This is a genomic window from Paenibacillus sp. OT2-17, from assembly GCF_009827695.1.
Lineage (GTDB): Bacteria > Bacillota > Bacilli > Paenibacillales > Paenibacillaceae > Paenibacillus > Paenibacillus polymyxa_B.
Map to the genome: position 1 here is coordinate 177,577 of NZ_WUDQ01000001.1, position 20,787 is coordinate 198,363.

21 protein-coding genes are annotated in these 20,787 nt (G+C 48.5%); 3 read left to right on the forward strand and 18 right to left on the reverse strand.

Going from position 1 to position 20,787, the window contains the following annotated elements; translation table 11 throughout:
• Window positions 1–10: 10 nt before the first annotated feature.
• Window positions 11–490 carry a 23S rRNA (pseudouridine(1915)-N(3))-methyltransferase RlmH gene (gene rlmH, locus GRP75_RS00820; RefSeq protein ID WP_076295154.1) on the reverse strand — a complete coding sequence of 160 codons (480 nt, stop codon included), beginning with the start codon at window positions 488–490 and terminating at the stop codon, window positions 11–13.
• 151 nt (window positions 491–641) lie between these two features.
• On the reverse strand, window positions 642–1,502 hold the full coding sequence (locus GRP75_RS00825) for a DNA-binding protein (protein ID WP_160788375.1): 861 nt from the start codon (window positions 1,500–1,502) through the stop codon (window positions 642–644).
• 175 nt (window positions 1,503–1,677) lie between these two features.
• Between GRP75_RS00825 and GRP75_RS00830 the strand changes: the two genes are divergently transcribed.
• Window positions 1,678–2,022, forward strand: a complete 345-nt coding sequence (locus GRP75_RS00830; protein WP_160788376.1) for a helix-turn-helix domain-containing protein — start codon at window positions 1,678–1,680, stop codon at window positions 2,020–2,022.
• A gap of 82 nt (window positions 2,023–2,104) precedes the next feature.
• Here GRP75_RS00830 and GRP75_RS00835 read toward each other — a convergent pair whose 3' ends face one another.
• The 4 genes from GRP75_RS00835 to GRP75_RS00850 form a co-directional block, all read right to left on the reverse strand.
• Window positions 2,105–2,593: a DinB family protein gene (locus tag GRP75_RS00835; RefSeq protein WP_160788377.1), complete on the reverse strand. Its 489-nt coding sequence runs from the start codon at window positions 2,591–2,593 to the stop codon at window positions 2,105–2,107.
• Window positions 2,594–2,621: 28 nt separating this feature from the next.
• Window positions 2,622–3,557 carry an AraC family transcriptional regulator gene (locus GRP75_RS00840; protein ID WP_160788378.1) on the reverse strand — a complete coding sequence of 312 codons (936 nt, stop codon included), beginning with the start codon at window positions 3,555–3,557 and terminating at the stop codon, window positions 2,622–2,624.
• A gap of 123 nt (window positions 3,558–3,680) precedes the next feature.
• Window positions 3,681–3,848, reverse strand: a complete 168-nt coding sequence (locus tag GRP75_RS00845; protein WP_007433184.1) for a CxxH/CxxC protein — start codon at window positions 3,846–3,848, stop codon at window positions 3,681–3,683.
• Between the two features lie 105 nt (window positions 3,849–3,953).
• A complete protein-coding gene (locus GRP75_RS00850; protein ID WP_160788379.1) occupies window positions 3,954–4,718 on the reverse strand; it encodes a class I SAM-dependent methyltransferase in 765 nt (254 codons plus the stop codon).
• A 233-nt stretch (window positions 4,719–4,951) separates the two neighbouring features.
• On the opposite strand from GRP75_RS00850, the gene GRP75_RS00855 reads away from it, so the two are divergent.
• On the forward strand, window positions 4,952–6,673 hold the full coding sequence (locus GRP75_RS00855; RefSeq protein ID WP_160788380.1) for a cellulase family glycosylhydrolase: 1,722 nt from the start codon (window positions 4,952–4,954) through the stop codon (window positions 6,671–6,673).
• Window positions 6,674–6,759: 86 nt separating this feature from the next.
• On the opposite strand, the gene GRP75_RS00860 is transcribed toward GRP75_RS00855, so the two are convergent.
• A complete protein-coding gene (locus tag GRP75_RS00860; protein WP_023991119.1) occupies window positions 6,760–7,995 on the reverse strand; it encodes a S1C family serine protease in 1,236 nt (411 codons plus the stop codon).
• Between the two features lie 503 nt (window positions 7,996–8,498).
• Here GRP75_RS00860 and GRP75_RS00865 point away from each other — a divergent pair.
• Entirely contained in the window at window positions 8,499–8,705 is a 207-nt protein-coding gene (locus tag GRP75_RS00865) for a hypothetical protein (RefSeq protein ID WP_025723164.1), read from the forward strand.
• Here the strand turns inward: GRP75_RS00865 and GRP75_RS00870 are convergent.
• From GRP75_RS00870 to GRP75_RS00920, 11 genes are all read right to left on the reverse strand, one after another.
• A complete protein-coding gene (locus GRP75_RS00870) occupies window positions 8,674–9,480 on the reverse strand; it encodes an MBL fold metallo-hydrolase (protein ID WP_023991120.1) in 807 nt (268 codons plus the stop codon). The two genes, GRP75_RS00865 and GRP75_RS00870, sit on opposite strands and share 32 nt — an antisense overlap.
• A gap of 6 nt (window positions 9,481–9,486) precedes the next feature.
• On the reverse strand, window positions 9,487–10,251 hold the full coding sequence (gene yycI / locus GRP75_RS00875) for a two-component system regulatory protein YycI (protein ID WP_023991121.1): 765 nt from the start codon (window positions 10,249–10,251) through the stop codon (window positions 9,487–9,489).
• Between the two features lie 18 nt (window positions 10,252–10,269).
• Window positions 10,270–11,610 carry a two-component system activity regulator YycH gene (locus tag GRP75_RS00880; RefSeq protein ID WP_160788381.1) on the reverse strand — a complete coding sequence of 447 codons (1,341 nt, stop codon included), beginning with the start codon at window positions 11,608–11,610 and terminating at the stop codon, window positions 10,270–10,272.
• The gene (gene walK, locus GRP75_RS00885; RefSeq protein ID WP_160788382.1) at window positions 11,607–13,436 is read right to left on the reverse strand and encodes a cell wall metabolism sensor histidine kinase WalK; all 1,830 of its coding nucleotides are present in this window, start codon (window positions 13,434–13,436) and stop codon (window positions 11,607–11,609) included. The genes GRP75_RS00880 and walK overlap by 4 nt, the downstream gene beginning before the upstream one ends.
• Window positions 13,433–14,164: a response regulator YycF gene (gene yycF, locus GRP75_RS00890; protein WP_028540971.1), complete on the reverse strand. Its 732-nt coding sequence runs from the start codon at window positions 14,162–14,164 to the stop codon at window positions 13,433–13,435. Before yycF ends, walK begins: the two co-directional genes overlap by 4 nt.
• A gap of 232 nt (window positions 14,165–14,396) precedes the next feature.
• Window positions 14,397–15,920, reverse strand: a complete 1,524-nt coding sequence (locus GRP75_RS00895; protein ID WP_023991125.1) for a M23 family metallopeptidase — start codon at window positions 15,918–15,920, stop codon at window positions 14,397–14,399.
• Between the two features lie 323 nt (window positions 15,921–16,243).
• On the reverse strand, window positions 16,244–16,900 hold the full coding sequence (locus GRP75_RS00900) for a hypothetical protein (protein WP_160788383.1): 657 nt from the start codon (window positions 16,898–16,900) through the stop codon (window positions 16,244–16,246).
• A 147-nt stretch (window positions 16,901–17,047) separates the two neighbouring features.
• Entirely contained in the window at window positions 17,048–17,764 is a 717-nt protein-coding gene (locus GRP75_RS30395) for a UTRA domain-containing protein (protein WP_160788384.1), read from the reverse strand.
• Between the two features lie 27 nt (window positions 17,765–17,791).
• Window positions 17,792–18,799, reverse strand: coding sequence for a CehA/McbA family metallohydrolase (locus GRP75_RS00910; protein WP_160788385.1), 1,008 nt, complete (start codon window positions 18,797–18,799; stop codon window positions 17,792–17,794).
• Window positions 18,792–19,259: a hypothetical protein gene (locus GRP75_RS00915; protein WP_076295144.1), complete on the reverse strand. Its 468-nt coding sequence runs from the start codon at window positions 19,257–19,259 to the stop codon at window positions 18,792–18,794. Before GRP75_RS00915 ends, GRP75_RS00910 begins: the two co-directional genes overlap by 8 nt.
• Window positions 19,256–20,770 (reverse strand): hypothetical protein, encoded by a 1,515-nt coding sequence (locus GRP75_RS00920; RefSeq protein WP_160788386.1) that lies wholly within the window; start codon window positions 20,768–20,770, stop codon window positions 19,256–19,258. Before GRP75_RS00920 ends, GRP75_RS00915 begins: the two co-directional genes overlap by 4 nt.
• Between the last annotated feature and the right edge of the window lie 17 nt (window positions 20,771–20,787).

The following is a 20,787-nucleotide window of genomic DNA, read 5'->3' on the forward strand; positions in this document are numbered from 1 at the left end:
AAATTTCGCCCTACTTATGATACGGTTCCCCTCGATTAATCTTCACCGCCCGATAAATCTGCTCCACAAGAACCAATCGCATTAGCTGATGTGGCAAGGTCATCCTTCCGAAGCTCAGCTTCTGCTGGGCGCGGCGGAGGACTTCGTCAGAGAGACCATGACTGCCGCCAATGACGAAGACAACATGGCTTGTACCGTAGGTGCCGAGCTTGTCCAATTCCTCTGCGAGTTCTTCCGAGCTCCACAGTTTGCCGTCGATGGCGAGTACAATGACATGTGCTTCACTTTTCACATGAGCAAGGATGCGCTCTCCCTCCCGCCCCTTGACCTGTCGAACTTCCGCTTCGCTCAGTGTGTCAGGAGCCTTTTCATCGGCTACTTCGATCATTTGGAACTTGATGTATGGGCCCAGCCGTTTAGCGTATTCCTGAATGCCCATGACCAAATACTTCTCTTTTAACTTCCCCACACCTATAAGCTGAATAAACAAATTCCATACCCCTATCTATGTCGAATGATAATGTAAAATCGTATTTACGATCCCTAACTTAAAAACATACCTGTAACATAGTTATTTTAGCACCTGATGCGCCTCTTACCTATCTATTTCCTCTCCACTACGAGCCTATTCCCTGTTCAGGTCATAGCGGATTATCCATTACGCTCTTCACAATGAAATGCCTATCCGTTTCGTATTCATCAAGACTCTGCATTAGCATCTGTCGATATTCTCTGATTTGTTCCGCTGTCGCTGACTCCCGTAATGATTCAAACAATGCCGTACATTTCTTGAAATTACGATCGTTACCCGACTGATCGGCTAGTTGCATCGCCTGCACAGTAAGTCCCACTGCATCCTGTAATCTGCCGCACTTCCGATAGTACAAAGCCAAGTGATAGCAGTAGCTATAATAGTAAGATATGTTCTCTGCGTCTTCATAACTCCCGAATTCATCAATCTGCTCTGCAAACGTATGTAAAATATCTCCTACATCCAAATGATACATAAGCGCTGCCTGTAATACGGTATTCAGTCCCGGTAATATTTCCTCTAGATTATCCTGCAAAAAGCCTACGTATTCCTCGACCAGCTCTATATTTCCAGACAAAATATCTACTGCATATAAATTAGTTTTGGCTAAAAACCTGAACTCCTCGACAACCTGAATGTCTTCTTCCTTTAGATCCTCCATCCACCCCAGCTCAGCATACTTATAGATACACTCCCTTGCCTGCTCATATGTACCCTGGTTCTGGTGAGCCATTCCACACATCAGGTGACTGAGCCCAAAATAATATACCAATGGACGTTCTAAATTGACATGCGGAATGGGTAATTTCATTGCTTTATGATACTGCCGTTCTTCGTAAATGCGTTGCACATGGCTGTATAAAATGCCAGATGTAGTCTCGACCTGAGCCCAGTTTCCGAAGGAATAAGCCATTTTTAACAATTGTACGATCACATCTGGTTTGAGTGATTTTAGAATGTCCTCCTGCAAAAATATTACCTCCTCTAGTATCCTCATTATCGATTTAGAGTTGCTAACCACTCGTGAGGAGTGACTAAACAAATTAATTATACTACTTAAAATGAGTAATATAAACCATTTTTACTATATATTTTGACCTGACTTTTACACTTCATCTTCCATAAGCTTGTTATGAGGTGGTTATATGACAGAATTACGCAAGCAAATGGGTACAAGAATCCGGGCTATTCGAAATGCAAAGGGACTTACACAGCAAAAACTGGCTGACATCGCAAGCTTGGACTATCGATATATTGGTGCATTAGAGCGTGGCGAAAGAAACTTTTCGATTGATACCTTGGAGAAAGTGTTAACCGCCTTAAACGTGTCTATCAGTGAATTAATGTTTTCCAAAGAACATATGACTGAAGACGAAACGATTCGGCAAGAGGCAGTAGATGAGTTTGTTGCGTTGACCAGCAGATTGAATGAGGAGCAAATCGGCATTCTCAGACGAGTTAGTAAAGAAGTTTCACGTGCGTTCAAGTAAGTCATGCCATCCTATAAAGGCCTTAAATAAAACCAAAAAAGAGCACCGCACAGGTGCCCTCCAAACGTTTTATAAAAGATACTCAAGCGTACAACATAAAAAAGCTCACTTCATGTCCCAATTGCTTCAAATAATTATAAATCTGCGAACGATGATGGAACACATGGGTCACGGTCTCAATCTGCCATTGAACCTGTAAATGTCCGTGCTCCATATAGAAAGCCTTCGTCGAACGGTTCAGATAATCGTCTTCGCTAAGCGAAAGAATGTAAGCTTTATAAGCCTCAAAATTCTGCCTGAAAGTCGCAGCCAAGCGCTCGGGATCTTCCACCCCGGACAGGCTGTTTTCAATGCTTCCCACTTCACCCTCAGACTTCTCCTGCATTATCGCAAGATCCGAAGCAGGAATAAGCACAAAGTGATGCACTAACTCCAGCAGCGAACGGAAATTACCCTGTGGGCGAAAGCTCCAATCCTCTGGACGTATTTTACGAATCAAGGCTTCCCCCGTTCGTACTCCGGTCTCTAGCTCATTCAGCAGATGATCGCGAACTTGCAGCGTTCCACTCATATTCACATCTCTCCTTTGCCATTCTTATTCATATTTTGAGTATAGCCGAAGCCTCTGGGCGTGTATTGTAAAAATCGGACAACTTCCGTAAATCCTTAGCCGCAGTAAGCGGAGAATCTCCATAAAACCTGCGGAAATCGCGGATTAAATGCGCCTGGTCGAAAAAGCTGTGCTTCAATGCCAACTCCGTCCAATCCAGATCCCCGCCGCTTTGAATACTGTGTAGAACGCTCTGGAAGCGGACGACCTCACTGAACTTTTTGGGGCTGATTCCGATCCATTGCCCAAACTTGCGGTTAAGCTGTCTTTCACTGATCGCCTCACGCTCCGCAAGCTCCTTAACCCCCACACTCCCAGCGCTCACAAAGATGCGATGCAGCAAGTTTTTCATCAGGTCACAATCGTTCGTGCGTTGGCGCAGCAGAAGCTGGTTAAGATACTCATCCATTATGCGCACCCGTTCATTGAAATTCTGCGCTTCCATAATGCGCTCACCTATCACAGCGATGCTTTCGGGCCAGAGATCTTCCAAGCGATAATTACCACCTGTAAACAAATGAGTCGGCATACCGTGAAAATAGTGTGCCCCACCGGGAAAAAATCGCACCGCAAAAATGCGTGTCTCGGACCCTGCTTGTCTGGCAGACACAAACGGTTGCGTAAATGTCCCACAGTACGAGAGTTCCTGACGCTTACTCACCGGGTCGTATTCAAATAGAATATCCGTACAGCCGTCAGGTAATACCCGCTCCATGGTTTCTTCATGCGGCAAGCTTAACAAAGCGGTGTCTTCGCACGAAGCTGCTAGATTCTCTTCTACCACCCTATTAGCCGGACCGGACTCCCAATAACAGGCCACGTAAGCTTTTAGCACAGCAGACGGCTTTTGTTCGATATAATACGTGGAGAGATCACTTCCATTGACTTGAAGCGGACGAAATAGTGAATGCAGCAAAGGGTCCATCCATCGTTCACTCCTGTCTCAGTACGTGGTGGGAATAAATATAGCTCTATGTATGGGGTATTTTTGCAATAAATCCTGGTATACAAAAAGGACGTTTCTGCCCGAAACGCCCGTGCTTGTTTTTTAGACGACCAAAAACTCTGCTTTGTTCTCACATTCCTTGCACTTCACTGGAGGGTCCCAATCCGAAAATTTCGTTTCCTTAAGATCGACGACATCCGGTGCATCCTCGTATTCATCGACGAACATATCAATTGCCAGTTCCACATGCTCTTTACATACCACGTACATTCCAGTTGCATCCCTTTCCGTTTGAAGCTCTTCCTGTTGTAGGTGTGTCAAAACTGCCTTCTTTTGTTCTACCACACTTGACGGGGAAAGGAAAGGGCTTGCTTTTTACCCCAAACGTCTGGTTGTAAAAATAAGAAAATTAGTGACATTCAAGTCCTCGTGAAAATGAGGATATTTCTCCAACATTTCGGCAGACGGCTTGGGTTCGATCATCCCATCCAACAACAGTCCCGCCTCAACAATGGTCTGTACATAGCTGCCCAGCGTACGGTGAAAATACAAAAGCTTTTCCTCCTGATCATAAGGAATCGCTTGCTCCAGAGGGCCTTCGTTGAAATATTGATCCACTTTCCAATACAGCTTTTTCCCTGTCTCATCCTTCACCCAACCACTCTGCGGTGTCTGAAAGCACGGATGCAGAATAGAAAAAATAAAGCGGCCCCCTGGAACTAATAACCGCCGCATTTCGGCAATCGCCTGCTCATAATGGGCCAAGTCCTGTATGACCATATTGGACACGATCAGATCAAAGCTCTGGTCCCCGAACATCTCCAGCTTTTCCAGATTGCCGTGGTGATATGTAATTCCCAACGCTGACGGCGTCCGCTCTTTGGCTAGCCTCAGCATCTCTGTCGAGTAATCGACAGCCTCTACCAACGCACCCGCCCTGGCCATTTTACGGCTTAGATAGCCTTCGCCACAGCCGGCATCCAGCACTTTTTTGCCCCCGAGAGGTCCCATACAGGCTTGTAATGCCGGATTCAGCAGTACTTCGCGAGATCGATCTCCTTCCTCCGTGTACTTGGCAGTAAAGTTTTCTGCATGCATATTCCAGCGTCGAATGGCCTCTTCCGTGTCCCACTTATTCATATTCATCTCCTTCTTTCTTTTGTATTTACAAATCCGATGCTATACTACAATCCACGTAGGGCCATAGATTCTACACTCATTTCTGTATTTTTTCAATAATAACGCTTACAAAATTAAAATATCTAATTAACACATGATTTTTACATGAATTATACAGGTATTCCATATTCAAATAGTGTGGTAGTGTTTTATTAGAAAGCGCTTTCAAAAATAACTTTGTAAAGGGGCCTGTTATGTTAAAACGAAGACCCGTTTCATTGCTGTCGTTGACGCTTGCCATTACCCTGTTGTTATCTACGTTCGCATCCGTTGCCGCTGCTGCCGAATCTGACGGACAAGCACCACAAGCTGCGGCTGTGAGCAGCATGCAATCGTATGTAGAAGCCATGCAGCCTGGATGGAATTTAGGAAATTCTCTGGATGCTGTCGGCGCGGATGAAACAGCCTGGGGCAATCCGCGCATTACCCAGGCGTTGATCCAGCAAATTGCCGCCCAAGGGTACAAAAGCATACGCATCCCGGTCACCTGGGATAAACACATTGGAGCAGCACCGAACTATACCGTTGAGTCTGCCTACATGAACCGTGTGGAAGAGGTTGTTCGCTGGGCACTGGATGCTAATCTGTACGTCATGATCAATGTCCATCATGATTCATGGACGTGGGTAAGCAATATGGAGCCCAAACATGATGAGGTGCTGGCTCGCTATAACGCATTATGGACACAAATTGCCCAGCGCTTTAAAGACCAGCCTAACAAGCTGATGTTCGAAAGTATTAACGAGCCCCGTTTCTCTGAAGGGGGGACAACGGATGAAGCGAAAATGAATCAGATGCTCCAAGAACTGAATGTATCCTTCCACAAAATCGTCCGCGCCTCTGGCGGTAAGAATGCCACTCGTCCCCTTGTTCTGCCTGGCTTGGACACCTCACCTGCTCAGGCCAAAATCAACGAGCTGTACAACACGATAACCAAGCTGAATGATCCCAATCTGATTGCCACCGTCCACTATTATGGTTATTGGCCTTTCAGTGTAAATATTGCGGGCCATACTACTTTTGATAAAGATACTAAAAACGATATCATCCAAACCTTTGATAACGTCTATAACACCTTTGTAGCCAAAGGTATTCCGGTTATTGTAGGTGAATTCGGTCTACTCGGCTTCGATAAAAATACAGGCGTTATTGAACAAGGCGAAAAGCTGAAATTCTTCGAGTATTTAACCTATTACATGAAAGAGAAGAAAATAACAGGCATACTCTGGGATAACGGCCAGCATTTTAACCGCACAACGTACAAATGGTCTGATCCTGAGCTCTTTAATGTTATTAAAGCCAGTCTAAAAGGGCGTTCCTCCAATGCAGCCAGTGACCTCATTCACTTGAAGAAGGGCACTCCTGCTCAGGATGCCAAGGTCACCTTAAACCTGAATGGCAATCAGCTGAAAACACTCAGTGTCAACAACAGGCAACTGACACAGGGCACCGACTATACGCTGAGCGGAGATACATTAACCTTAAAAGCCAGCTTGCTCACCAGCCTGACCACTTCCGGTAAATATGGGGAGAATGCCGTCATTACCGCTAAGTTTAACAAGGGGGCAGACTGGAACTTCAAAGTAGTCGTGTATGATACCCCAAAATTAAGCGCTGTCGAAGGGACTACACAAGCCTTTACCATTCCAACAGAATTCCACGGTAGCCAGCTCGCCACGATGGAAGCCGTTTATACCAATGGTGGCAATGCCGGTCCACAGGATTGGACGCCTTATAAAGAGTTTGGCAATACTTTTGCTCCTGCCTATGATGCCAATGGCATCAAGCTGCTACCTGAATTTTTTAATAGTGTAAAAGATGGTGAAGTCACGCTGAAGTTCCATTTTTGGAGCGGCGATGTGGTGACATACAAAATCACCAAGAGCGGAACCCGTGTAACGGGAACGACATCCTAATCTAAGGCTCAGCAGAAGATCGAAAAAGGCGTTCCCGGAAATGAGCCGGTGAACGCCTTTTTTTATAGTTAAGCCTATAAGTTACCTTAGCCTTCCGGCTTATCTGTTAATTTTAACATCACCGTTTCTTCCTTGCCTGCCCGGTAAAAAGTAACTTTCAGCTCATCGCCAATCTTCTTGTTATCGTACAAGTAGCGACGTAAATCAAGGGTAGAGTTAATCGGTTCGCTATCAAACGCTGTAATGACATCGTTCAGCTTCAAGCCACCCTCCTTGGCAGGACCATGGGCCTCCAGAACGACTGCCCCATTTTTCACGCTGTCCGGCAACTTGAGCTCCTTGCGCTGAGTTTCATCCAGCGGTGCATATTCATTGTTGAGGTCCACCGTGTATACCCCCAGATAAGGGCGGGTGATCTTGCCGTCCTCAACCAGTTCATTCACCGTCTTCATTACCTCATTGGCGGGAATGGCAAAACCAAGTCCCTCAACACCAGTATCAGCGATTTTCATCGTATTGATGCCGATCACACGTCCGTCCAGATCGACCAGCGCTCCGCCGCTGTTTCCCTCATTAATCGCCGCATCAGTCTGGATCACATGCTGCTCCCAGTCATATACGCCATCCTGGTTAATGGAAATCGGAATGATGCGATTCGTATAACTCACAATACCGGAGGTAAGCGTGTCTCCCAGGCCAAGCGGATTGCCAATAGCAATGACCGTCTCACCCAGACGAAGTTTACTGGAGTCGCCGATATCCGCTACCGTGCTAATGCCTTTATCGTCAACTGCGAGTACAGCGATATCACTAATGCGATCCTTTCCGATCAGCTTTGCCTCTTTTCTGACGCCGTCTACCGTTACAATATCCAGATCATCTGATCCTTCGACCACATGGTTATTTGTCATAATGAAGGCTTTGCCTGAACTCACTCGGAAAATGACACCCGATCCAAGCGCGGATTGTTCCGTGCTTTTACCATCTTCCTCTTTCAGATTCACGATGCTGACGACGGCTGGGCGCACCTTGGCTGCCGCCTGCACAATCCGATCATACGGATCACCCGCTGCTTGCCGCAAGGGATAGTGACTGGCTCCCGTTACCGCCGTAGTGGAGGGCAGGCCTGTAATAAAGCTGAACAGAAGCACAGCAACCACTGCACTGACTGCACCGCTAATGACAGCAGCTTGCACCGGACTTACTCCACGCTTCCTGTGTGGCCAACGTCCACGTCCTCCACGGCGCGCCTTAAATGCCATTTTTTTAGCCGCACGTGTGGATACCTTTGTTGAATAAAAATCGTCCTCAAACAAGCCCATGCTAATCCTCTCCCCTTCGTTGTCATGCACCGACACTCACTAAAAAATTAGGGCTATTCGGGCTTGCGCCAACCTATGCTACAGAGAACCTGCTCCGTTGAACATCTCAAATGGATTGAATATCCCTTATCATCGGAATCCAGCAACCAATCGTTCCGGCCTACTTATTAATCACCACAAATGGTGCCTTCCTAAGCAACCGAATCTCATAAATTAGCATACACGCCGAATCTGACCCCGAATAGAGGAAAAAAGAGGAATGATTTCCAAACCAATGGACTACAATAGTAACAAGTCTTCTATTCTATTACAAAATGATCGTCTCATAGAGACGTTCTGGCCTGTTCCCGTCCGCTTAAAGCTGCCTATACTTTCGATGAGAGCCTTCCTTCAGAAAGCTTTCCGTTGTTAGCTTTATTGTATCACAGCACCCAACAAAACCACAGGCAGAACCAAGCTCATTGTACGCCATTTCTAAAATATTTTTACAGGAGGAATATATGATGAATTCACATCGTTCGGCTATGGATGAAGTTCGCATGGCTGCCAAGCTTGCGGATTTGAAAGACGAGCATTACCGCAATACACTGGCGCTAAGTACATTGATTGAACTACTGGTGGACAAAGGCGTAGTGACCCGTGAAGAGGTAGAACGCAAAGCCGCCGAGCTGGACAGCTTTATGGCTCACTTACCTTATCCCAAGGTGTAGGACGATCATAGTACGTATCGCACAATCGAAATTCACTGTCCTTGTAAAAACAGCCGCGGTCTTCCATCGCCCCACGTACAGTCAACTTCGCAAGTTCCATCATATTGTGGTCGCGGCTCAAATGTGCCAAATACGTTCGCTTCGTACGTCCTGTCAATAGCTCGCTAAGAATCGCGCCCGCCATCTCATTGGATAAATGACCGATATCACTGAGAATACGGCGCTTGATGTTCCACGGATAACGACCCATACGCAGCATTTCCACATCATGATTAGACTCCAGCACCAATACATCCGCGTCTGATATCGCCTGTTTCACTTTGTCGCTGACATAGCCAAGATCGGTCGCTACACTGAGCTTCTCTGCCCCATCATAAAAGCTATATCCTACAGGCTCAGCCGCATCATGGGATATGCCAAAAGACTCCACGCGTAATGACTCAAATTCCCGCGTTGCGCCTGTCTCCAATATTCTGCGGTTATCGTCTGCAATTTGCCCAACAGCATTGCTGATGGCAAACCATGTCTTCTCGTTAGCATATATAGGTAAATTATATTTACGCGCCATGGCGCCTAGTCCTTTAACATGATCGGAATGCTCATGCGTGACCAAAATACCATCCAACTCTTCTCCGCTCAGATCGCGTTCTTTCAGCAATTCGTCAATACGCTTCGCGCTGAGACCTGCGTCGATGAGCAATGTCGTGTCTTCGTTCCGCACAACGGTAGCGTTGCCGGTCGAACCGCTCGACAGCACGGTAAATGAAATCCCCATATCTGTTCAAGACCCTTCTGTATGTTCTGTCTTTGGACTAATGACATCTCCGTTCATCTGCACATAGTACACACCTTTCCCGTTATCCATCATAAACCGCCACACGGGGGCAGCCACCTGGCTATCGGAGTTAAAGGTCTGTCCGTAATAACCGAGCCGGATATCCTTCACAATCGAGTCGCGTGGCAAATAGCCATCAATCAGCCTTGCCAGTGCTTTGGACGCAGGCAGCATTTTCTTTGCCTCATCCGAAGGCTGGAGATCGACCTTAATTTTGCGATACCCTGTAATCTTCTGATTGCTGTAAAACAGAGCCAGCTTCACATTAAATAGCGGCCACTTGCCCTGAACCAGCGGATGAAGTACAAAAGCATCTGCTTGTCCGGATGCCAACTCCTCCTGAACATCCAGCGGATCATACTGGAAGTTATCGATATCCTTGATTTGTGGCTCCAATGCCTCAACTAACGCGTCATGGGTGAATACCAGTTTGCTGTCCACCGGCTTCACCAGCTGCACACGATCATCCTTTTCTCCACTATGAACGTATGTGTAAGAAAGTTTAGGCAGCTGCGGGGTATCCCCGGGAATCGGAGCCAGCACCTGAATGCTTTTCTCTTCCATTAAACGCTGCGTATTTTCATCCAATGAAGTAAAATCCAAATTCGGCCCTACCGTTTCCTGCGCGTCATGCCACAGTTGATAACTCAATACCACATTGAGCAGCAAAAATGTACAGATCAGTACGTTTTTGGCGCGGCTCCAATCCATTCCCGTTCCCCCTTCCTGTCACCTCTTTGTCTCCTGGTCTGGCTGTGTTTGTGTTGTATTCGATGCTGTCGTTACAGGGACAGCATGAATCTCAGCAACAGAACCGTCACTGAGCGTAACGCGCCACTCAGGAGAAAGCTTCAATCCATCATTAATCAGCTCCGGCTGATATACGGGAGTCAGATCTCGAATCGTCTTCCCTTTGCCTACAGTCTCCAGTTGCTTCTTCAAGGGCTCGCCACCCGGCAGCATAACCTTCTTCGAGGATTGCTCTCCTCCCTTGAGATACAGTAGCGAACGTTCATAGACAGAAGCCGTTTCTTGCTGGATTTGCAGCGAAATTGTACCAAAGCGGAACGATGGTGTGTCCAGCACCGGATAAGCACCATAATACTGCTGAAACAACACAGTCGTTCGATTTTCATCGCTGCTTCTTAATTTCATTTGGTACGAAGCATCCCAACCGCCATGCTGATTCACAAAATCAACTGCGGCCAGCACATCCCTAATTGGACTGCTTCCACTTGCCCCTGGCGCACTGGGATCGGTATAGCTCATCCATCGTTGCTCCTGCTTGATTTGCAGACTACGCTTGCTGTCCGTGTAAATTTGTGAGCCGTCCTTCTCCTGAATATTGCGCGTAATCCCCGGATCGAAGAACAAGTTCCGCTGCATTTGCTCTGTCGTAAACAACCCGGCATACACCACAGGCTGCACCGTTTCCAGGTCATTCACGGGAATGTAGTACTGATTATCCACCAGCTCGTACAACGGGGCATTTTTACCGAAATTCACATGCTGCCGAATGTCCTCTACCGTCATGTCGAACTGGTTCGCCTCATACACCACATCGCCTCTAGCACTGAAAAAGAGCGCATGCGGCTTGGCATTCTTTTCGTCTATATAAATCCAAATGCGGTTAATCGTCTCTCCCTGAAACACCGAATCCGGCGTCAGACGCATGACCCGCTCCAATAATGAAACCGGGACCCCGCCTGAAAAAGATAATTCAATGCCCTCATTTTCGCTGCGAATCTGCGCCCAGTCTGCCGATTGGATACTTCGACGTTGAAAGTTGTTAAAGCTCCGGCTTTCCAGCCGTGTATAAATTAAATCGTAAAAAGTAACACCCGGATAAAAAACGGTATGCTTCTTCTCACCTTGGTGAATGAGCATTTTATCAGGAAACACAAGGTTCTCAATCTTTTTCTCCTGCCCCATGCTTTCGGTTTTGACATAGTTCGTTTCTGAAGTGAGTACAGAATCACTGCCTGGAAGGCGGTAAATCAAAAAATAAGTCTGTACCAGGCTGGAAGCAACCAGCAAAATAAGCGTCCAGGACTTCAAACGTTCCTTCACTGTGCTTCCCTCCCTTCACTCGACATGGGTAGCGTAAAGGTCGTGCAGGTTCCCTGACCGTATTCCGACTCCAGAAAAATCTGGCCCCCATGCGCCTTTACAATTTCCCGGGCAATCGACAGCCCCAGTCCCGTGCCACCCATATTGCGCGATCTCGCCTTGTCTACACGATAAAACCGTTCAAAAATCCGGTCCAGATCTTTTTTGGGAATACCAATTCCGGTGTCTTGTACCGAAATGGACAGCATTCCCTCACTGTTGCGGCGAGCTTCAATCCGAATACTCCCGCCATCTGGCGTATATTTCAACGCATTGGACATCAGGTTATCCAGCACCTGCTCAATTTGGTCCCGGTCGATCACGACTTTACCGATTCCCTGCTCTACGAACATCCCTGAGCGAATGTGCTTTTGCTTCATTTGAAAAGAAAACCGATCTGCGACCTCGTCCAGCATCTCCATCACATCTGCAGGCTGCATCCGCAAAGGTGCCTCATTGGAATCGAGCCGTGACAGATGCAGCAAATCCGTAACCAACCGGATCATACGCTCTGTCTCGTTGCGGATCACGCCCACGAAACGCTCCGCGAGCTGCGGTTCAGCCATCGCGCCGTCATCCAGCGCCTCAGCATAGCTGCGGATGGTCGTCAACGGAGTGCGCAGCTCATGTGATACATTCGCTACGAATTCCCGCCGTGTCGTCTCCATCTCCTCCTGCTCCGTCACGTCCTGGAGCACGGCAATCGTTCCCGTAATGCCAAATTCCCGCCGATGAATCGGCGTGAATGTCACACGGATGACGATGGGTTCATCCTGACCGGCTGGCTCCAGCTGCAAGAGCGTGGAGGCCGAAGAGCCGCTATACAGGGCCTCGGTTTCCTCCGGGTCGATCCCCAGCAGTACCGCGATATGCCTGCCGGTCATTTCGTTCTCGTTTACGCCCAGCATGGCGCTGGCCCGACGGTTGACCAGAATGACCCGGCCATTGTCATCAGTAGCGACCACACCGTCGCTCATATTGGTCAAGATGGAGGAGAGCTTCTCCTTCTCCTCTTCATTTTGGGACAGCGCCTCACGCAGACGGCCTGTCATATAGTTAAAGGCCACGCTGAGCCTGCCGATCTCGTCATCACCAAATACAGGCATCTGCTGGTCGAATTTGCCCTCGGCAACCTCCGTTGCATGACGTGTCATCACCTTAATCGGGTGCGTAATCGTGTGGGCCAATACCACGCCCAGCACAGCCGTCAACGCGAGCGCAATGAGCATACCTGAGAGAAACACATTGTTAATGCGTTTCATCGTATCGTAGAGCTCGGTCATCGAAGCGGCGATGTACACCGCACCGACAATCTTGCCTTGGCTGATAACAGGTTTGGCGACGACCTTCTTGCGGACATTATCCTCGTCCACCATGTATTCCTCGTTATCACGGATACCTTGGAGTGCGCGGCTGACCACTGTCTGCGTATTTTTGCGTCCGACATAATCGGCGTGTGAACCCTGAGAAGTAATTAATACTTTGCCGCTGGCATCCAGCACCTGAATTTCCGCGCCGCTGAAATCAAACAAATTATTCACGCGTGCACGCAGGCTTTCCACGCTGTCTTCTTCCATTTTGCCGTCACTGCCACTCAGATCCTGCTCCGCCAGCACGGACAGCATCTCCGCCCGTGCTTGCAAATCCTGCGTAAAATTACTCGTGAGAGAGTTCTTCATCGAGCTGACAAAGTAGACCCCAATCAGCTGCATGGCCACCAAGATAAGCAGCACATAGATAATAATCAGCTTTGCATGAATGGTACGAAAGAAAGACAGCCATCTCATGCCCGCAGGCCACCTTTGCCCCCGCTCACGATATATCCAAGGCCACGGCGTGTCAGGATGGTCTCCGGCTTGCTCGGGTTCTCCTCAATCTTCTCGCGCAACCTCCGAATGGTCACATCCACTGTCCGCACATCCCCGTAGTATTCGAAGCCCCACACCGCCTGGAGTAAATGCTCCCGCGTCATGACTTTTCCGGCATTCTTCGCCATGTAGTGCAATAGCTCATACTCACGGTGCGTCAGGTCAAGCGGTGTTCCGTTTTTGTAAGCTGTATACATATCCGTATCAAAAAAGAGGTCGCCCACGCGCAGCCCCTGCTTATCCTCCTGCGGCCGGCTTTCCGAAGCGCTTGCCCCGCCGCGTTGCTGTCTGCGCATCTGTGCCTTCACCCGTGCCAGCAATTCCCGTGTGCTGAACGGCTTTGTCACATAATCGTCCGCGCCCAGCTCCAACCCCAGCACTTTGTCGATTTCGCCGTCCTTAGCGGTCAGCATAATAATCGGCGTCTGGAGCTGATGCCCGCGCACCTCGCGGCATACATCCATGCCGTCCATGCCTGGCAGCATCAGATCCAGCAGAATCAGGTCAGGCTGCTGCTTGACCGCGATATCCACCGCGCTGATTCCATCGAAGGCGCAAATCACCTGGTAGCCCTCTTTTTCCAAATTAAATTTTAAAATATCAGCGATTGGCTGTTCATCATCCACTACCAGAATCGTTCCCTGCATATAGCGTTCACCTCTCTTCACGGATCATAATTTATAATTAACTTACGTTTGTCAGTACCTATAAGATGTTTATTCTATTCTATCATACCCGTGAGCCATTCCATTACTTCTCTAGACCCTTTTCTTTACGCAGAAAAAAACCATGCCTGCACCTAATGTTAAGCATGCAGAAAAACATGGCCTTTCCCTTTGATTCTGATAAATCATGTAACTCTCGATATAAACATCCAATCTATCTTAAATACGTCATTGGATTGCGTGGCGTATTATCTTTACGAATTTCAAAATGCAGATGCGTTCCGGTCGAGCGTCCTGTGTTCCCCATGACTCCAATCGATTCGCCTTGCTGAACCACCTGTCCTACATGAACGCCAATGCTGCTCAAATGCCCGTACACGGTTTGGTAGCCGTTGCCATGATCGATCATAATAACATTGCCGTATCCATTCTGCTGACCTGCAAATGATACCACGCCTTCATCTGATGCGTGAATGTCAGCACTACCGACCAAGTCCACACCCTCATGCATACGTCCCCAACGTGCGCCAAAGCTACTCGACATCGATGCGCCGGACACCGGCCAAGCGAACTGTCCTGAGCCTTCTCCCACGACCTTCGTTCCTCTAAGAACCACCTCAGTAACAGACGGCTGCAGCACCTTTTGACCGAGCCATTCCTCTTGCACGACCTCGCCGTTCTCCTTGGTCAAACGATAGTCCATCTCTTTAAGACCTGCTTGTCCCGGTCTGACTACTTTGGTAACTCCTGCCTTCAGTTCATCGCTCTGGCGAATCTCAACCTCAGGCTCGATGGCAATCTGTTCGACGACCTTCTCTACTGTTCGGACCGTAACCGGAGCCTTTGGAGCAGTAAGCTTCAATTCGTCCCCAATTTGCAAATACAGCTCACGCGAGCCGGGATTGTTCTGCTTAATCTCCCAAGCGGTCATATTAAATTTAGTTGCAATCGACGACAAAGAATCGCCTTCTTGCACTGTATACGTGATAGGAGCCTCACGCCCCTCAGTCAACACTTTGACTGCTTCAGCCTCCGTCAGCACCTTGTTCGGGTCTGCTTTCACAGGCTCGTACGCGATTTTCTCACGGATACCGGCAGACTCCAGCCATGCTTTAGGGGTTTTAGTACTAGCACTCGCATGGCTGCTGCCCACGGATGTTTTGCGAACCAGCCCCTTGATGCCTGTAGATGTACCCTCACCCACAGGTGTGTACTTCTTCTGTACTTGTTTTAAAGCCGCTTGTGCAGTCGCTTTGTCCTTTACAATGCCAACCGTCTGACCGTTGACCTTCACTTCTACTCCTTTGGCATACGCTGTCAGCATACCGTCCAGCTTCTTCAGCGTGGCCGCGCTGTCGATATCCGCTTTATATGCCTTCTCAATGCCTGTCGTTACCGCGCTCGTATTGAGCACCATATCGACGCCGGGATACTTGTCCTTATATTGTTTGCTCTTCGTTGCGTACAGCTGTTTAAGTTGTTGCTCATTCAAGATATTCCCGACCTCGACGCCTTTTACATACACTTTATAATAAGGAACTGTGTTAGCCCCGACATACTGATTACTCGCAAAAATAAGACTGCCTGCAATCACCACACCGCCTGCCGTCCAGCTCAACCACTTTCTCCGACCGCTCCACCACTTTGCTATTTTCCCCGCTTCCACAGCAGGCTTGTCTGCAACGTTTGAGTCTGCATTCCTGCTGTCTGGTGAATCCTGCTCCCTCAAAACCTTCATGACTCTCTCCTTTTCAGCATATCTTATCTCTATATAAATGCGTTCGTTATTGGTCTTTCACATTATGAACCTAGCCTGTATTCACAAGCATCTATGATATTAGTCGCTATCTACCATTGCATAGTTGCGTAAAAGGTTTCAAAAATTTAACCTTTTCACAACACTGTTTACTTTAACATAGCCTTTACAAAGAATTCAACTACACTCCAATTCCTTCCTGACACGCAAAAAAATCCGCGCATGGCGCGGATTCTACAGTCCTATTTTGAGCATAAACATTTCCCATGAATTCATCGTTTATTATTCAAGATTTTGCAAAATACTCATTTAAGCAAATCCATCAACTTGTTATATTCCTCTTTGGTCAAATACTTCGCAAGCACCTGCTGAATATCCTGAAGCTCCTGCTCGGTGAGACCGCCTTCCATCGCAGCTGATATTTTCTGCATCTCCTCCGGCGGTAGCTTGTTCATCAGAATCGCAAAAATTTCCTGCTTCTGTGCAGCCGGTAAGTTGTTCTTCTTCTCCGTCAAATGGTCGGGCGTAATCACTAAATCATGGCCTTCAATACTCGTTTCGGGTGTAGCTGTACCTTCTGCCTGCTTCCGTGACTCGTTGCCTGATGTTCCGGCCGACGTGGCCCCCTCCTGAGATACCTTGCCATTGGCTACGCCACCAGCCTCACTCCCGCTTTCTTCTAAGCCCTGTCCCATGACAGGCAACGCATCATCAGGCGGTGTTACACTTCCCGAGCCACTTCCTGTCGTCTTGTTCTTCCCCGTGTCTGTGCTTTGGTCCGTACCCGCGCTGCCTTTTAGCCAACCCAATCCCCATATGGGCTGATGATCAAGCTGAATGTTAAACTGCCGCAGCAGCGATTGAACATAAGCATTAACGACTACACCTGTCACTGCCAGCGTTAGTGCGCTAACCAACACCACCGTCATTCCTTTTTTGAGCAGCCATCCAAGCCACCTCATATCCCGTTACCTCCTTATACGCATCCTGCCATGTGTGTATCATCATGAAGTGCATATAGATCAGTATTGACGAGATATGACGATTTTTAACCCATGGAATATGTAAAACTAGCACAATTCAATAGGAGATGCCACATTCTGATTGAATCAGCGCGTACGACGCACCCAGAAACGGAAAATGTCACTGCGGACATAATCCAGAGAATACAGCACCTGCCTGTTCATTTCATCATAGTGAAGCTGCTTCAATAGTAATACCGTAGCCTGCGGATGCTTCAGCAGACGTGTCATATGTGCGTCGTCATAGTTGGGAACGGTAAGCTCGGAATATGCTCCGACGATTCGCACCCCCGCCTTGAACTCAAGACTCTGAAAAAGCGAGCCTGAAAAAGAGTCATCTTCCAGAATGGGTCCGGCTAATTTCTCTGGCATCCAGTTTATAGAGTGGGCTACAGCCTCTCCGTTGGCAGTGCGTGTACGCTCTAGAGCAATCATGGGCTCATTCTCGGAAAGTCTCATCTGTTCGGCAATATCAGGAGGACAAACCGAAATTCTCTGAATGGATTCCAGCTGCTCGTCTTCCCGTAGCCCTGCCGAACGAATCATGTCCCCGATGCTATACAGGCGATCCAGTGAGCTTGGAATACTCGGCAGCGGGCAAGTAGCAAACGTGCCACTCCCGTGTTTTACAAGCAGCTTACCTTCCGATTCCAGTTGGCGGATAGCTCCCCGTAGCGTCGTACGTGAGACACGAAACGATTGGGAAAGTGCAGTTTCCGACGGCAGCCGATCCCCCGGACCCATTTGATTAACCTTCATATATTCTTCTATAAGCTGCTTTATGTTCTCTTGTTTTGTTGACACCGTCCGAAGCCCAGCCTTTCTATTGTGTTAAGCCATATAAATCGGATTCGTAAAAGCAATCATCATCACGCAGTCTTCCATGCAGCCGTAAAGCTCGGCTCTTATCCAGCCCTTTCCTAGCGGATCTTGCAATGACAGCGTATATTCTCCTGTTTGAGCAGGGATCTGAATCTCGGAGCATATTCCATGACTACTTGTCAGCAGAAGACGAAGATTCTGAGGCTTGAGGTTATAATGGGATGCTCTTGCTTCCACATCCAATTGAACCGTCACCGATAGTGAATCCTCTACAGTCAGCTCTATACATTCGCCGATGTGATAACGATTTTCTCTGCCCTTAATCTGTGCCCACATCGTCAGTAACGGTCCCATCGTAACTGACACTGAACCGTGGCGAATCGCCTCAACTGCCCGGCCTGCTAAACCTTCTCGCTCTTCTGCTTCATCATGAACACCCAGATACGTAACAGCCGGAAGCGCATCATCTGGTTTAGATACATGCCAGTCCCGACCGCTTACCGCAGTGATGCGATACCCCTGATTCAACAAATCGGTCCACATGGCAAACGCCCGCTGGCTATCCCGCTTAATAGATGGCATAAGCGTTGACCAGACTTCTATATAATCCACCTCATGCCAATCCTGAATCGTGTACTCCCAAAAGCACCCCGTACAGATCGGACTTCCAATCCTGAACGGATGGGCAATCCCTGCAATGCCTCCCTGCTCATGCACCTGCCGAATCCCCTCATGGATGTCATCTGGTCCCAGCACACGCCAGTCGATAAAGCGGTCAACCCCAAGCGTCAGCATGTGCCCGTAAAAGGTCGTCCACTCCATTCCTGAAATGATCGGGAGACCGAACTGCCGCTGAATCCGTTCCTGATCCGCAAGTGCCGATTGCGTGTTGTGATCCGTCATAGCGATACATTCAAGCCCGAGATTGGCTGCACTTTGGGCCAGCTCCTCCAGTGTTTGCTTGCCGTCGCTGTGAAGCGTATGGGTGTGAAGCTCAGCCGGAATCCATTTAAGCATATGCTGCTTCCTCCCCCAATACATGAATTTGGTAGGCAAGCGTCTCGGTCACAACGGCATGCAGACTGACCGTAATCCGCCACATGCCTGGCGGATGATCTCCTGCAAGGAATCCCGGGGAAGCCGCAGACGAACCGAGCCAATGCTCCTGCTGCATCTCGGGACGGTGCGCATTTCCGCGGTGACGGAGAGGATCATCGACAGACAGCGTTAATAAATTTTGCAGCGGTATATACTTCTTCCATAGATCGGATGAATGCCCCGGCTCGTCGTATCCGTATTTGCTCATGCTTTCCTCAATGATTTCTCGTGCTTGCTCTTGATCCTCCAATAACTTGGGCGTGTAAGAGAAGTGAATACGGATCGTTTCAGTCGGCTGTGGAATATGAAAAGAGTACGTAATATGGCTCTGGGTGCAGGTTCTGTCGACCGTTCCTTCCACATACAGTAGTCTGCTCATGACTCCCCATCCTGGCTAGACGGTTCATCCACAACATGTTTCACCATATCATTCACAGTATGTTCTTCATCACCCGACATGTCTTTGTCTGCCGCCCACAAAACACCCACGGGTTGAAGCCGCGTCAGCTCAATCACCCGGTCTGTACGAATACCTGGAAACTGCGGGAGATTATCTTCGTTTAACGTAAAAACACACAGTCCGACCACTTCCATGCTGTCCGCACCGCCTTCCAGCAATACGGCTCTGATTTCAGCTATATCCTCAAGCACAGCTTCTCCAGACAGCTTGACCGTGGTAGAAAAATGTGACTCTGCACCCTCATAAGCGGCTCTAAATTCCCCGAGTCTCAGATCATAATGGCAGGACGAATACCACTGCTCCGAGCCGTGAAGGCGAAGCTGGACATCGACACAGGCATCTTCCTCGCGCCGATTGAAGCCAGGCTTGAACCCTGGAGACAATTCTCTGCCTGAATCCCGCAAGGGACGTTTTGAAGTCTGGATAAACACATAGCTACGCTGGTGTGCAAGTGTAATGGAAGACGCTTGTGATGGCATTTCCAGCTCCTGCTGACGTTCCATCTCCCACCCAGTGACCTGATAGGCAAAAGGAAAACGGCTCATGACAGCCTCACGCGGCTCTTCCTCTGGTTTCCAATGGAAAGCAGGCGGCAGCATAAAACGATAGTCCGATGAAATGTCATCCTTAAAGTTTCCGTTGGTTGTTGCGGATTGGAGAACAGGATGCCCGCCCAGATCATAATTCCCATTAAACGCAGTCGTAATATGATGTGCCCCCTGGAAAACAGCTTCCAGAACATTGTCCTCTGCATCTAGCTCTACGCGGTACATCCATTCGATATCGGTGGTTCTTCCCCATTTGCTCATAAGCAGCGGCGCGGGCGTTCCCTCATCTTCATGGCTGAACATCATCTGGTATTCGATGACCGTCTTCCCCTCGTTCACTTCTATGGAATAGAACAAAACAAGCGGTGTATCCGTAAAGCGATTCTCATAAGGATGTGACAGATTACGGCCATATAAAAGCGGGGTATGGCGATAAATCAGCGATCTTGGAGAGGAATCAGCCACGCAGCGCAGTTCAACCCCGTCGATCCATGCTCGAGATACAAGCGGAGCCGATTCCAGTTCGCGAAATTCGGCATAGACCTCGTAATCGCCTTCTTTTAGATATCCCAACAAACGGGTGTACACTCCCTGACTGCTACCATAGTACAAAATGACATCTTGATTATAGGCTTCATTCAGGTAGAGACGTACGAAGGCAGATTCTCGATCTGTCGCAGCCCAGTCACTGTCTGATCTGGCGAACAGATCAAGCTCCGCGTATCCGTCTTCTGGCATGGAGAACCTAAACCGAAATCCGTTTCCCGGACTGAGCTCAACCTCCGCCTTGTGTAAGGCAATCCGATAACCGCAATCCAGCAGATCCTTTTCCCACGCTCGCCCACTAAACCCGGTAATTTGCACCTCTGCTTGGCTGTTCATCCCTGTAACCTCCTTAG